Here is a 12,970-nt window from a genome sequence, read left to right as displayed (position 1 = left end):
CCGGACTCGCGCGTCCACTCCGGACCGGCCTCCGGATCGGTCTCCCCCGCCTCTCCTAGATCGGCACTGGCCGGGAAGGCCCCCTTCGCGCTATAGGAGGCACCCTTCCCTTTCATCAGTCACCGGTCCTCCATGCCGTCCACGTCCATCAGCCAACGCATCGCCGACGAGCTTTCGGTCCGCGAATCCCAGGTCGCCGCGGCCGTCAAGCTGCTCGACGAAGGATCGACCGTTCCCTTCATCGCCCGTTACCGCAAGGAGGCCACGGGCGGGCTCGACGACACGCAGTTGCGAACGCTGGAGGAACGGCTGTCCTACCTGCGCGAGCTTGAAGACCGGCGCGCGGCGATCCTGTCCTCCGTCCGCGAGCAGGACAAGCTGACGCCGGAGCTGGAACTGCAGATCCGCCAGGCCGACACCAAGACGCGCCTGGAAGACCTCTACCTGCCCTACAAGCCGAAGCGCCGCACCAAGGCGCAGATCGCCCGCGAGGCGGGGCTGGAGCCGCTGGCCGACCGTCTGCTCGCCGATCCGACGCTTCCGCCGGACGCCGAGGCTGCCGGCTTCGTCAGCGCCGACAAGGGCGTGGCCGACGTCAAGGCGGCGCTGGACGGCGCCCGCCACATCCTGGTGGAGCGCTTCGGCGAGGACGCCGAACTGGTCGGCCGGCTGCGCGCCACCATGGCCGACAAGGGCGTGGTGACCGCCAAGGTGATCGAGGAGAAGCGGGCCGAGGGCGCCAAGTTCTCCGACTATTTCGACTTCGACGAGCCCTGGGCGAAGGTGCCCTCGCACCGCGCACTGGCGCTGTTCCGCGGCCGGTCGCAGGGCGTTCTGGACATCCGCCTGGACCTGCCGGTCGAGGAGGGGCAGCCCCACCCGGCCGAGCGCACCATCGCCGCCCACACCGGCATCCGCGACCAAGGCCGCCCGGCCGACAAGTGGCTGTCCGACGTGGTGCGCTGGACCTGGAAGCTGAAGATCGGCCCGCATGTCGAGACCGACCTGATGGGCGACCTGCGCGAGCGCGCCGAGGACGAGGCCATCCGCGTCTTCGCCCGCAACCTGCACGACCTGCTGCTGGCCGCCCCGGCCGGCCCGCGCACCACCATCGGCCTCGACCCCGGCATCCGCACCGGCGTGAAGGTCGCCGTGGTCGACGCCACGGGCAAGCTGGTCGACACCGCCACCGTCTACCCGCACCAGCCGAGGAACGACTGGGACGGCGCCATCGCCGCCATCGCCGCCCTGGCGGTGCGCCACAAGGCGGAGCTGATCTCCATCGGCAACGGCACGGCCAGCCGCGAGACCGACAAGCTGGTCGCCGACCTGTTCAAGCGCCACCCGGAGCTGAAGCTGACCAAGCTGGTGGTCAGCGAGGCCGGCGCGTCGGTCTATTCCGCGTCGGAGACCGCGGCGGCGGAGTTCCCGAAGCTGGACGTCAGCCTGCGCGGCGCCGTCTCCATCGCCCGCCGCCTCCAGGACCCGCTGGCCGAGCTGGTGAAGATCGAGCCGAAGTCCATCGGCGTCGGCCAGTACCAGCACGACGTGTCCGGCGGCAAGCTCGCCCGTTCGCTCGACGCGGTGGTTGAGGATTGCGTGAACGCCGTCGGCGTCGACCTGAACACGGCGTCCGTCCCGCTGCTGACCCGCGTGTCCGGCCTGAACGAGACCATCGCCCGCAACATTGTGGAGCACCGCGACCGCAACGGCGCCTTCCGCTCGCGCAAGCAGTTGCTGGACGTGGCGCGCCTCGGCCCAAAGACGTTCGAGCAGGCCGCCGGATTCCTGCGCATCCGCGAGGGCGACAACCCGCTGGACACCTCCGCCGTCCACCCCGAGGCCTACCCGCTGGTCGAGCGCATCCTGAAGAAGACCGGCAAGGATCTGGGCAGCGTCATCGGCGACGCCCGCTTCCTGCGCGGGCTGAACGCCGAGGATTTCACCGACGAGCGGTTCGGCGTGCCGACCATCGAGGACATCCTGAAGGAGCTTGAGAAGCCCGGCCGCGACCCGCGTCCGGAGTTCAAGACGGCCACCTTCCAGGAGGGGGTCGAGGAGCTGAAGGACCTCCAGACCGGCATGGTTCTGGAAGGGGTGGTGACCAACGTCACCGCCTTCGGCGCCTTCGTGGACATCGGCGTGCACCAGGATGGGCTGGTTCACATCTCGCAGCTGTCCACCAGCTTCGTGAAGGACCCGCACACCGTCGTGAAGGCCGGCGACATCGTGAAGGTCAAAGTGATGGAGGTCGACATCCCGCGCAAGCGCATCGGCCTGACCATGCGCCTGACCGACGCCGCCCCGCGCCCGGAAAAGGGCCAGGGTCGCGGGGACGGCCGGGGTGAAGGCCAGCGTGGCGACGACAGGCGCCGTGACGACCGCCGCGGCCCGCCGCCCGGCAAGGGCGGCCCGGCTCCGAAGCCGGCTCCGAAACCCGCGAAGGCGCCGGAGCCCATCAACAACGCCTTCGCCGAAGCCTTCGCGCGGGCGCAGGCCGGCAAGAAGCGGTAAGGCCGCAACGGGCGCCCAGCGGGACGCGTGTCATGGGGCGGGTGCCGGCACACTCCGGTACTCTTCCCATGGACGGTTCGTGCGCCAAAGGCTAGTCTGCACCGACGCCAACCGCAGTTGCGCCCATGCTTTCTTCGGCAACCCGAATCGTCGGCTTGTACACGGGCCTTGCCACCGCGTGGGTGGTGGGGTCCGACCGCGTTCTGGACGCCGCCGGGCTGGGCGAGGTGGTGCTGATCCAGAACGTCAAGGGCACGGCCTTCGTCCTGTTCACCGCCCTGGCGCTGTGGGGCTTCCTGCGCCAGGAGTTCCGGCGGCGCACCCGCTCGGAGGACGCCCTGCGCTCCACGCTGGAGCGGCTGGCGCAGTCGGAGGCCGACCTTCGCTCGGTCATCGAAAAGCTGCCGGACTCCTTCTTCCGCACCGACCTGGACGGTCGCATCAGCATGGCCTCTCCCCAGTTCGCGCGGGAGTTCGGGCTGGCCCCCGAGACGGTGATCGGCACCCGCATCGCCGACCATTACGTGGAGGCGGACGGACGCGCCAAGTTCCTCGCGGCGCTGGAGGAGGCGGGCGGCGAGGTCCGCGACCATCGGATGCCGATGCGGCGGCAGGACGGCACCGTCTTCTGGATTTCCGCCAACGCCTACATCCGGCGCGATCCCGCCGGGCGGCCCATCGGAATCGAGGGGATCGCCCGCGACACCACGGCCCAGCACCATCTGGAGGAGCGGCTGCGCTACCTCGCCGGGCACGACGCGCTGACCGGGTTGTGCAACCGCATCCGCTTCGAAGACCGGCTGGAGCACGCCATCGCCCGCGCCAAGCGTGAGGACAGGAGCTTCGCCCTGCTTTTCCTCGACCTTGACGGATTCAAGGAGGTCAACGACACCCACGGCCACCAGAAGGGCGACGAGGTGCTGGTGACCACCGCGCAACGCGTGTCCAGCGCCCTGCGCAGCAGCGATACCACTGCCCGCATCGGCGGCGACGAGTTCGCCGTCCTGCTGGAGGGAGACATTTCCGTCGAGAACGCCCGGGCGGTGGCGGAGAAGGTGATCGACTGCATCGACCGTCCCATTCCCGGCCTCGACCTGTCGGTGTCGGCCAGCGTCGGCATGGCCTTCTACCCGTCGGACGGTGCCGACGCCGGCGTGCTGCTGCGTTGCGCCGATCAGGCTATGTACCGGGCCAAACGCCTGGGCAAGAACCGGCTGGAGCTGGGCACCGCCTGACCGGTGCAGCGGTCTGGGTTGGCCCTCAGGATGGCGTGGCCGCGTCCATCACCAGCCGAACGCCCAGCGCACCGATGACCGAGGCGGCCAGCCGGTCGATCCACGTCTTGGACCGCAGATAGGCAGCACGGGGGCGGCCGGCGGAGAAGGCCACCGCGACGATGGCGTACCAGCCCGCCTCGACCAGGAACACGGAGGGCGGCAGTGCCAGCAGGACCCAGCCCGGCGGTGAAGCCGGCAGAAGGGCGGCGAAGATGCTGGCGTAGACGATGGCGGTCTTCGGGTTGCTGATCTGGGTCGCCAGACCGATCCCGAAGGACCGGAGGACACCGTCCGCCTCGGCCGTCCCGTCCGGAACGCGGATGGGCTCCGCCGCCCCCCGCCAGATCCGCACCGCCAGATGGACAAGGTAGAGGCCGCCCGCGATCTTCAGGGCAAGATAGAGCCACCCGACCTGGGTCAGCGCGGCGTGCAGGCCGAGCAGGGCCAGGGTTGCGAAGGCCACGCCGCCGATCCCCATGCCGACGGCGGCGGCCAGCCCGGCGCGGCGCGACACGGCGATGGACGTGCGGGCCACCAGGACAAAGCTCGGGCCGGGGCTGATGGCGCCGATGGCCAGGGCACCGAGAACGCTCAAAAGGGCAAGAACGGACCCATCCATGGTCACGGCTCCGCTGATCGGGAAGGCCGCAGTTTAGGGGTGGCGGGCGCGATCGTCAGCCACCAATTGGTTGCGGCGTCCCGCCCGGCTTCATTCCGCGGCCATCAGAAAGCTCGCGCCGTGGTGGGCGCGCGGCGGCAGGTCCGGCAGGCCGATCGTCCGGCCGACCTCCTCGGTCGTCGGCTGGCGCCGGTAGGCCTCGACATAACGGTCGAGGGCGGCGAGGCACTCGGCGATCGACCCGGAACCGACCGCACGGCAGTCCTCGAAGGCGTGCGGGTCGGGGCGGAACCAGTGGGTGATGTAACCGTCCTCGGTCCCGTTCAGCGTGAGCGTCAGGGCGAAGCGTCCCTCATGCCCGATCCGGGCGTGGGCCGCGCGCAGCCGGGACTGGACCTCTTCGATGGTCATGGCGCGTGCATCCTTCTTGAACATCAGGCGGCCTTTCGATCACGCGGCGCTGCGGAGCAGCCGGTCTTCCAGGCTGCGCGCCCATTCGGCGTCGCGGGCCAGCGATTCGACCAGCAGGCGGGCGGGGCCGGCGGAATCCGCCGGGGTGTCGGGGCGGAGCAGCCCGGCCAGCCGCAGGGCCAGCGATTCCGCCTCCGCCTCGACCCAGCGGGCATACTGCTTGCGGCGCTCCGCCTCGTTCCAGTACCAGCGCGGAAGCTGCGGGTGGCTGCGCTCCATCTCGCCTTCCCAGGAACTCATGCGGAACAGGCCGCTGGGCGAGCGTTCGGCGTGGGTGTGCTTGGTCGTCGTGCTTGCGGGTGTCATACAGGGCTTCTCCCTTCCACGCCGCAGGAGTGGCGTGGCTCAGGCGGCCTCCAGATCGCCGCCCTCGTCGTCGTCTTGCTTCAGGATTTCCGCCTTCTTCTGGGCGAACAGGCTGGTGATGCGGTGCTGGGCCGTGCGGTCCACCGTGCCGATCTCGCGCAGGCGGGTGCCTGCGCCGGTGCGCCACAGTTCCTCCAGGTCGTCCAGGTCCAGGCAGGCGCCGAGCCGCTTGCGTATCTCCTCCTCGAAGGCGGCAATGGCGGCCGGCTGCAGGTCCGGGTTGGACTTGGCGGCGTAGAAGGCCTCGGCCTCCTCCCGGTACTTGCTGTCGTCGAACTGGCCCATATGGACGTCGGCGGCGAGGCCGAGCTGGACGAGGCATTTGCCCACCGCGTCGGTCATCGACATCTTGAAGCACTCGTCGTCCGGCGCCTCGATGCCGTTGCGGCGGCGGACCATCTCGGTGCCGCCCCACTGCGGGCCAGTCCAGCACTTCTCGCCCGTCTGCGGGTCGAGATACCAGACGCGGGCGCAGATGAAGACCATGCGTTCGGCGATGGTCCAGTCCATCTGCTCATAGCCCCAGCCCTTGCCGACCGGGCCGAACACCTCGGTCATCATCATCAGGCGCCACGTCGGGTCGATCTGCGTGCCGCGGAAGCCGCCGGAGCGGGTGAAGGGCTTGGTCGCCTTCGGGTCGGTCCGCTTCAGCCGGTTCCACAGATGCATGGGGTCCGCCGCGGCGGCATCCACGGTGACGGGCCCCGCGGTGGAGGTCTGGGAACCGGCGATTTTCGGAGCGGCCGTGCTGACGGTCTTCTCGGTTTCGGCAACGGTGTCGGTCTTGCTCATGCGTCCCATGGTCGTCGGGTTCCCCTTTGGTCAGTAGCGTTCGTCTCTCCCCTCACCCCAGCCGCCGCTGAGCACAGCGTCCAGGCTCGGGTCAGGGGACGGATCGGCCGTGGCGGGCTGCCACGGTTCGGCGGTGTCGAGCGCCCGCCGCGGCGGCGCGCCGTAACGCAGCGACAGACGCCCCTCGCGGTCGCGGGCGAGGTACAGGCCACGGCCCGGCTCATCCCCAGCCACGAAGGCGATGCGGGCGTCGGCGGGCATCAGCGCCTTCAGGGCCGCCTCCGCCTGACGGGCGGCGAGCGCGGCGGCGCGGCGGTCGACCAGCTCAGCCGCCAAGGCGGCGAAGCGGTTGTGCCGGGCCATGTCGACCACCCGGCGAGTCTCGTAGGCCGGCGCCTCCGTGGGCACCGGGTCGCCGGGCTCCACGTCGTTGGCGACGTGCCACCAAAAGGCGTCCAAGGTCGTCATCAGCCGCTCGCAGTCGGCCTCCCGCCGTGGCACGCGGACGAGCGCGTGGCCGGTGGGGCGCAGGATCGACAGCATGGCCCGGTCGAGACCGGTGACCACCAGCTGGTGCTGGACCTGCCAGTGGTAGCGCTGGGCCAGCTCCGCATCGGTCTGGAAGCCGCCGGTGAATTTCGCCTCCACAAGCATGTCTGGCGCGTCGCCATCCGTGCCGTCCTCCCACGTCAGGAAGTCCGGGTGGGCGACCATCCAGTCATGCTCCGGATGGACCCAGGTCCGTTCCGCCGGCACGCAGGGACGGCCGGTGGCCTTCTCCACGAAGCGGGGATGCAGATGTTCGGTCGCGATGCCGATCTGGACCGCGGCGACGAGGTCGAGATCGGCCGGCGTCGACCGCCCCGTCTTCTCGCGCCACAGGCTCAGCCAATCGCCCGCCATGATGCGGGTGGCGTCGGAAGACCCGATCCGCCCTGCCCGCGCGGCGCGCTGCGCGTCCGTAATCGCCATTCCCCTGCCGGCCCCCAGCCGTTTCCCCACGTGCCTGGCCTCTGTTCCGGCCCCGAGTCGGTGCGTCTTCGCAGCGCCATCGCCGTTAACCATAACCAGTAGCGTAAATATGGGCTGCGAACACGCAGCATTCAAGAACAAAAAGAGAACCTGCGGCTTGGCCGTAGGATCGATTCTTCGAACCTTTTCAAAAAACTAAGTAGAATGCGGCGTGGCCGCGGTCATGCTGTGACCGAATCGGGCGACTCGGCACAGATGGGCATGGATTCGTGGCGTCAAAGGGGGCCGTGGAAAAGAATTTCAGGCTGCCGAATGCGCCGTTTTTCTTTCAGATTCCCGCCAAATACGGGCGATCAAGCGCGCAGGCAGCGGGTGATGTGGACCGCGACGCCGGCGACGTTGGCACGGTCGATGGGAGTCGGGCGGCAACCGGGGTCGGTGCTGACCGGCAGCAGGTGCGGCGGGAAGAAGCGGTAGCCGCACACCGTTCCGTCGCCCACCGTGACCACCACGTCGCCGGCCTGCGGGACCAGCACGTCCAGCGGCTCCAGCACCACGCAGTCGTCGGGCAACACGCCGGCGGCGTTCAGGCTGGAGGAGGCGATGGTCAGCGCAAAGGCGCGGCGCGAGGCTGGGCGGTCCACGGCGACGCCCCGCGCGCCGCCGCTGAGCGCCGCCGCGATGAAGGATTCGCCCGCCCGCCGCCCCAGTTCCAGGAAGGCGCGCACCTGCTCGACCGACAGCAGCGGCACGCGGGCGACCGGCGTGTAGGCGGTCTCGTCGAGGAAGCGCGGCTCCGACCCGGCGACGCGGGCCAGCCGGCCCAGCGTCTCCGCGCTGGGAACGCTGCCGCGCGCCGGGTCCCGCAGGAAGCGCGTGATGTTGGTCGGGGTCACCTCGGCCAGCCGCGCCCAGGCCCCGGCGCTCCAGCCCTGGGCCTCCATCACACCGGTCATCCAGCGCAGGATCGCCCGCCGCGTGTCGTCCATACCGCCGTCCTCCCCGCCGAAAGAGCGCCTTATAAGAGAGAACGTTGACGGAACGCGCAAGGTTTCTTCGCTTATGTCGCAATTTCGCCGAGGATGCGCTGCGATTTCGCAGTATCGCGTCGGACTCCCCTTCCCTCCGCCTGCGCCCCTTCCCCACCCATTGCGACAGGCCGCGCGCGCCGCCATCTGGATGGCGGAAAACCACATCCGGAGGAACCGATGATCGTCACCAGCACCGACACCGTCGAAGGCCGTCCCGTCACCCAGTATCTCGGCATGGTCGCCGGCGAGGCGATTCTGGGCGTGAACATGTTTCGCGACCTGTTCTCCGGCATCCGCGACATCGTCGGCGGCCGGGCCGGCGGCTATCAGAACGCGCTGCGCGACGCCCGCGAGGCCGCCTTCGCCGATCTGCAGGACGCCGCGCGGGCGCTGGGAGCCGACGCCATCGTCGGCGTCGACATCGATTACGAAGTGCTGGGCAAGGAGAACGGCATGCTGATGGTTTCCATCAACGGAACGGCCGTCCGGCTGGGCTGAGTTCCCCCAATCGTTTAGGCCGATTGCCCGCCTGGACGGGCGGTCGCACCCCCTTACACTCCCTCCCCGCATCGATAGGGACTTTGAGAAACGGGAGGGACGACATGCGTTCTCTGGCGAAACGGCTCGGCGGCCTGGCTCTGGCCGCCGGGCTCTTCTGCGCGGCGCCGGCCCTGGCCTTCGAGGGCCTCGTGGAGAAGAAGGTGTTCGAGATGCCGTCCTACACCACGGTGGGCGGCGGCACGATCAAGAACGTCCGCATCGGCTGGGAAAGCTACGGCAAGCTGAACGACGCCAAGGATAACGTCATCCTCGTCACCCATTTCTTCAGCGGCAACAGCCACGCCGCCGGGAAGTACAAAATGGAGGACCCGGCCCCCGGCTATTGGGATTCCATCATCGGGCCGGGCAAGCCGCTCGACACCGACAAGTACTTCGTCATCAGCTCCGACACGCTGGTGAACCTGTCGCCGAAGGACCCGACCGTCGTCACCACCGGCCCGGCCAGCGTCAACCCGGACACCGGCAAGCCCTACGGCATGAGTTTCCCGGTCGTCACAATCCGCGATTTTGTCAATGTCCAGAAGGCGTTGCTGGACAGTCTTGATGTGAAGTCTCTGCATGCGGTGATGGGCGGATCCATGGGATCGCTCCAGGCTCTGGAATGGGGTGCCTCCCATCCGGAGATGGTCAAGCGCGTAGTCGCGGTGATCGGCGGCGCCGAGGCCGACCCCTTTCTCATCGGCTGGCTGAACCTGTGGGCGGCGCCCATCCGCGTCGATCCGAACTGGCAGGGCGGCGACTATTACGGCAAGGCGGAGCCGAAGGCTGGGCTGACCGAGGCGCTGAAGCTGGTGACCCTGCACGCCCGCCATTGGAAATGGGCCGACGCCACCTTCGGCCGCGGCTGGGCGGAGGATGGCAAGGACCCGGCCGCCAGCATGAACAACCAGTACGCCATCGAAGCGTGGCTGGACAAGGCGGCGGCGGCCCGCGCCGCGGTCAGCGACGCCAACCACTTCCTGTATCTGGTGAAGGCCAACCAGACCTTCCTGGTGGGCGGCGGCGGCGCGCTGGACGAAGGCTTGGCGAAGATCAAGGCGCCGGTCCTGCTGATCCCCTCCGCCGACGACCTCGTCTTCCCGCCGGAACGCGCCATGCACCCGCTGAAGGACCGGCTGGAGAAACAGGGCGTCGCGGTCACCTACACCGACGCAATCACCACCAGCCTCGGCCACCTCGACGGCATCGCCAACATCGCCAAGGCCGGCGATACCATCGCGTCCTTCATGGCCAAGTGACGATCCACACGCGCCCCGCCGGGCCACACCCCCGGCGGGGCGCGTGTTCACGGACCGACGTAATGAGGCATCAGCTTGGCCTGATCGCCGACATAGACTTTGCAGCGGCTGTCCTGGCCGTCGAAAAAGTACACCTCGCTGGACTTCCGCTTGTTCTGCGGGTCCGACAGGTTCGCCCCGCCTGAAAAAGCGACGCCATACCGCTTGTCCGGCGTCCGCGCCCAGTAGAAGCCATCGGTTTCCTGCCCAAAGGCGCCGCGTTGGCACAGGCGTGACAGCGCGGCATCGTAGCGGGTCAGGCCGTCCATCCCCTTCGGCAGATTGTAGACCGCCTGGCTGCGCACGTAGCGGAGACGAGGGGGAATGACCTCCGGGGCAAGGACAGAGCGGTTCAAAGCCCGCAGATGGCTGGTATCGGTCCGCTCCACCCGCATCGGGTCCGCCGCAGCGGGTGTGGACAGCAGCGCAAGCAGCAGCGGGACGGCGGCGACGACTTTCATGAACCGCGGGAAAAAAACGCCAAGGACGGCGGGATCATAGCACGGATCGGCCGCCCGCGAGGAGCGTCCGTCGACCAGAGAGCCTGGATTTTCTAAAACCAAGCTTTATCAAGCTACTGTAGAGAATTATTTGCGTAATGAGTTAAAGATTTCCGGATGGCGATCTATCGAAAGCGATATCTCAGAAAAATCTTATAAATCATTGTTCTGAAATGAATTTATATCCGATCACCTTTTCCCCCCAGATAGTCGTTGATCGTCGCCAGGAAGTCTCGTGGCTGGATCGGCTTGGCCACATGGCCGTCGAAGCCGGCGCGGGAGAAGCGCAGCATGTCCGTGGGCGTCGACAGGTTGGTGACCGCGACGACCAGCGTCCGCGCCAACGCCCGGTCGGCGCGGATCATCCGCATCAGGTCGACGCCGGAGAGGCCGGGCATCACCACATCCAGGATCACCAGATCGGGTTTCAGCGCCCGCATCAGGTCGAGCACGCCCCGCGGGTCGTCCGTCTCCGCGACGCGGTGACCGCCTTCCTTCAGGCAGCGAACCAGCAGTTTGCGCATCAGCGCGTTGTCGTCGACGACGAGAATGGTCCGTGTCCGGTCCAGCGAATGGGCATCCATGGAAACCGTTCCGCTCGTCAGGGCGTCTTGCCGGTGCCGGCGGCCGAGGCGTCCGACAGCCACCAGGAGTCGAAGGAAAGCGAATAGGGCGGCACGATCTCAGGACGCTTCAGCCGGCTCCAATAAGCCACGCGGTAGACGCCGGAGTACCAGTGCGGCACCACGTAGTGGCCCCAGAGCAGCACACGGTCGAGCGCCGACACCGCGGCCTTCAGATCCTCCTGGCTGTTGGCGCGGACGATCTCGCCGATCAGGTGATCGACCGCCTCGCTGCGCACACCGGCCATGTTCTGGCTTCCCGGACGGTCGGCGAAGGCCGATCCCCAATAGCCGGTCTGCTCGTTCCCCGGCGACAGGGACTGCGGCCAGACATGGACCATCATGTCGAAATCAAAGTCGCGGGTGCGGTTCTCGTACTGGGTGGTGTCCACCGTGCGGATGCTGGCGCGGATGCCGAGCCGCTTCAGATTCTCGATGAAGGGCAGAGTCACCCGCTCGAAGGTCGGGCTGTCCAGCAGGATTTCGAAGTCCAGCGGCTTGCCGGTCGCGACATCGACCCGCACGCCGTTGCGCACGTCGGTCCCCGCCTCGTCGAGCAGCCGCTTGGCCTCCAACAGGTTGCGACGCAGCCCGTTCTGGCCCTCCGTGCTGGGCGGGTGGTAGGTCTTCTCGAAGACCTCGGCGGGGATTTTTCCGCGCAGCGGCTCCAGAATCGCCAGTTCGCGGCCCTGCGGCAGGTCCCTGGACTGGAGCGGCGAGTTCTCGAAATAGCTCTCCGTCCGCTTGTAGGCGCCGTAGAACAGGGTCTGGTTCGTCCATTCGAAGTCGAAGGCGTAGGCGATGGCCTGACGCACCCTCGGGTTCGCGAAGACCGGGCGGCGCGTGTTGAACACGAAGCCCTGCATACCCGCCGGCACCTCGTTGGCGATCTCCTCCTTCACCACCTTGCCGTCGCGCACCGCGTCGAAGTCGTAGCCGGTGGCCCAGGTCTTGGCGACGTTCTCCTGGCGGAAATCGTACAGCCCGCCGCGGAAGGCCTGCAGGGCGACGCTGGCGTCCCGGTAGTACTCGTAGGCCATGCTGCCGAAATTGTTCCGCCCGACATTCACCGGCAGGTCCCGGCCCCAATAGTCGGCGACCCGCTCATAGGTGATGCCGCGGCCCGGATCGAAGGACGCGATGCGGTAGGGACCGCTGCCCAGCGGCGGCTCCAGCGTGGTCGACTGGAAATCCTTGCCCTCCCAATAATGCTTCGGCAGCACCGGCAGCTGGCCGACGATCATCGGAAGCTCGCGGTTGTCGCCCGGCTTGAAGGTGAAGCGGACGCGGCGCTCCCCCTCCGCCTCGACCTTGTCCACGGCGCCGTAATAACTGCGGTAGAAGGGGTGGCTCTCCGTCAGGATGGTGAAGGAGAACACCACGTCCTCGGCGGTCACCGGCTTTCCATCGTGCCACCGCGCGCCGGAGCGCAGGTTGAAGGTGATGGAGGAACGGTCCTCCGGCATCTCCACGCTTTCGGCGAGCAGGCCGTATTCGGTGAAGGGCTCGTCCGCCGACCCCGTCATCAGCGTATCGTAGATCAGCGTCGCTCCCGCCGCGGGCACGCCGCGCAGCGTGAAGGGATTCAGCGTGTCGAACGAGCCGATGGCCTGAAGGGTCACCTTGCCGCCCTTCGGGGCGTCCGGGTTGACGTAGTCGAAATGCCGGAAGTCCGGCCCGTATTTCGGCTCGCCATACAGCGCCATGCCGTGCTGCGGCTGCGACTGCGCGCCCGCCGGTCCGGCGACGGCGGCGGCGATCATCCCGATCAACAGTCCAGCGGCCACACGGCGCATGCCCCATCCTCCCATCGTTTGCTCCAGGGCGCTCGGCCCCGGTTCCGCTCTGATAACATGTGGGAGGGATGAGGCGGTGCGAAACCCCCTTCCCCAGCCCGCGGCATCGCGCCCCGCGATTTGCTCTGGTGTCGCAGCGGGCTTGCGGTCATGGTTTTCGGCAACCCGCGC

The 12,970-nt window shown here is 68.2% G+C and carries 13 protein-coding genes; 4 read left to right on the top strand and 9 right to left on the bottom strand.

Features of this window, described 5'->3' with window-relative positions:
• The first annotated feature begins 132 nt into the window (after positions 1–132).
• Together FBZ83_RS00595 and FBZ83_RS00590 are read left to right on the top strand one after the other, a co-directional pair.
• Positions 133–2,514, top strand: a complete 2,382-nt coding sequence (locus FBZ83_RS00595; RefSeq protein WP_145680620.1) for a Tex family protein — start codon at positions 133–135, stop codon at positions 2,512–2,514.
• A gap of 155 nt (positions 2,515–2,669) precedes the next feature.
• Complete coding sequence (locus tag FBZ83_RS00590; RefSeq protein ID WP_186465941.1) at positions 2,670–3,749, top strand: diguanylate cyclase domain-containing protein; 1,080 nt, start codon at positions 2,670–2,672, stop codon at positions 3,747–3,749.
• Between the two features lie 25 nt (positions 3,750–3,774).
• On the opposite strand, the gene FBZ83_RS00585 is transcribed toward FBZ83_RS00590, so the two are convergent.
• The 6 genes from FBZ83_RS00585 to FBZ83_RS00560 form a co-directional block, all read right to left on the bottom strand.
• A complete protein-coding gene (locus FBZ83_RS00585; RefSeq protein ID WP_145680618.1) occupies positions 3,775–4,410 on the bottom strand; it encodes a LysE family translocator in 636 nt (211 codons plus the stop codon).
• Between the two features lie 90 nt (positions 4,411–4,500).
• Positions 4,501–4,821 (bottom strand): hypothetical protein, encoded by a 321-nt coding sequence (locus FBZ83_RS00580; protein ID WP_145680617.1) that lies wholly within the window; start codon positions 4,819–4,821, stop codon positions 4,501–4,503.
• A gap of 39 nt (positions 4,822–4,860) precedes the next feature.
• Positions 4,861–5,187, bottom strand: a complete 327-nt coding sequence (locus FBZ83_RS00575; protein WP_247888076.1) for a hypothetical protein — start codon at positions 5,185–5,187, stop codon at positions 4,861–4,863.
• Between the two features lie 39 nt (positions 5,188–5,226).
• Positions 5,227–6,039 (bottom strand): hypothetical protein, encoded by an 813-nt coding sequence (locus FBZ83_RS00570; RefSeq protein ID WP_247888075.1) that lies wholly within the window; start codon positions 6,037–6,039, stop codon positions 5,227–5,229.
• Between the two features lie 30 nt (positions 6,040–6,069).
• Entirely contained in the window at positions 6,070–7,011 is a 942-nt protein-coding gene (locus tag FBZ83_RS00565; RefSeq protein WP_145680615.1) for a YqaJ viral recombinase family protein, read from the bottom strand.
• 353 nt (positions 7,012–7,364) lie between these two features.
• Positions 7,365–8,000: an XRE family transcriptional regulator gene (locus tag FBZ83_RS00560; protein ID WP_145680614.1), complete on the bottom strand. Its 636-nt coding sequence runs from the start codon at positions 7,998–8,000 to the stop codon at positions 7,365–7,367.
• A 219-nt stretch (positions 8,001–8,219) separates the two neighbouring features.
• Between FBZ83_RS00560 and FBZ83_RS00555 the strand changes: the two genes are divergently transcribed.
• Together FBZ83_RS00555 and FBZ83_RS00550 are read left to right on the top strand one after the other, a co-directional pair.
• Positions 8,220–8,540: a heavy metal-binding domain-containing protein gene (locus FBZ83_RS00555; protein WP_014197078.1), complete on the top strand. Its 321-nt coding sequence runs from the start codon at positions 8,220–8,222 to the stop codon at positions 8,538–8,540.
• Positions 8,541–8,644: 104 nt separating this feature from the next.
• A complete protein-coding gene (locus FBZ83_RS00550) occupies positions 8,645–9,841 on the top strand; it encodes an E22 family MetX-like putative esterase (protein ID WP_145680613.1) in 1,197 nt (398 codons plus the stop codon).
• 47 nt (positions 9,842–9,888) lie between these two features.
• Here the strand turns inward: FBZ83_RS00550 and FBZ83_RS00545 are convergent, their stop codons facing one another.
• The 3 genes from FBZ83_RS00545 to FBZ83_RS00535 form a co-directional block, all read right to left on the bottom strand.
• On the bottom strand, positions 9,889–10,341 hold the full coding sequence (locus tag FBZ83_RS00545) for a hypothetical protein (RefSeq protein ID WP_145680612.1): 453 nt from the start codon (positions 10,339–10,341) through the stop codon (positions 9,889–9,891).
• A gap of 218 nt (positions 10,342–10,559) precedes the next feature.
• On the bottom strand, positions 10,560–10,964 hold the full coding sequence (locus FBZ83_RS00540) for a response regulator (protein WP_145680611.1): 405 nt from the start codon (positions 10,962–10,964) through the stop codon (positions 10,560–10,562).
• Between the two features lie 17 nt (positions 10,965–10,981).
• On the bottom strand, positions 10,982–12,799 hold the full coding sequence (locus tag FBZ83_RS00535) for an extracellular solute-binding protein (RefSeq protein WP_145680610.1): 1,818 nt from the start codon (positions 12,797–12,799) through the stop codon (positions 10,982–10,984).
• Between the last annotated feature and the right edge of the window lie 171 nt (positions 12,800–12,970).

The sequence above is a fragment of the Azospirillum brasilense genome, from assembly GCF_007827815.1.
In the GTDB taxonomy this organism is placed as follows: Bacteria; Pseudomonadota; Alphaproteobacteria; order Azospirillales; family Azospirillaceae; genus Azospirillum; species Azospirillum brasilense_C.
Note: the sequence above shows the minus strand (reverse complement) of the source record. Positions and strands in the feature narration are given on the sequence as shown.

Excerpts from the sequence above, each read along its gene's own strand:
- FBZ83_RS00595 (WP_145680620.1), top strand. The coding sequence starts at position 133 with ATGCCGTCCACGTCCATCAGCCAACGCATCGCCGACGAGCTTTCGGTC.
- FBZ83_RS00585 (WP_145680618.1), bottom strand. The coding sequence starts at position 4,410 with ATGGATGGGTCCGTTCTTGCCCTTTTGAGCGTTCTCGGTGCCCTGGCC.
- FBZ83_RS00580 (WP_145680617.1), bottom strand. The coding sequence starts at position 4,821 with ATGACCATCGAAGAGGTCCAGTCCCGGCTGCGCGCGGCCCACGCCCGG.
- FBZ83_RS00575 (WP_247888076.1), bottom strand. The coding sequence starts at position 5,187 with ATGACACCCGCAAGCACGACGACCAAGCACACCCACGCCGAACGCTCG.
- FBZ83_RS00570 (WP_247888075.1), bottom strand. The coding sequence starts at position 6,039 with ATGAGCAAGACCGACACCGTTGCCGAAACCGAGAAGACCGTCAGCACG.
- FBZ83_RS00565 (WP_145680615.1), bottom strand. The coding sequence starts at position 7,011 with ATGGCGATTACGGACGCGCAGCGCGCCGCGCGGGCAGGGCGGATCGGG.
- FBZ83_RS00560 (WP_145680614.1), bottom strand. The coding sequence starts at position 8,000 with ATGGACGACACGCGGCGGGCGATCCTGCGCTGGATGACCGGTGTGATG.
- FBZ83_RS00555 (WP_014197078.1), top strand. The coding sequence starts at position 8,220 with ATGATCGTCACCAGCACCGACACCGTCGAAGGCCGTCCCGTCACCCAG.
- FBZ83_RS00550 (WP_145680613.1), top strand. The coding sequence starts at position 8,645 with ATGCGTTCTCTGGCGAAACGGCTCGGCGGCCTGGCTCTGGCCGCCGGG.
- FBZ83_RS00545 (WP_145680612.1), bottom strand. The coding sequence starts at position 10,341 with ATGAAAGTCGTCGCCGCCGTCCCGCTGCTGCTTGCGCTGCTGTCCACA.
- FBZ83_RS00540 (WP_145680611.1), bottom strand. The coding sequence starts at position 10,964 with ATGGATGCCCATTCGCTGGACCGGACACGGACCATTCTCGTCGTCGAC.
- FBZ83_RS00535 (WP_145680610.1), bottom strand. The coding sequence starts at position 12,799 with ATGCGCCGTGTGGCCGCTGGACTGTTGATCGGGATGATCGCCGCCGCC.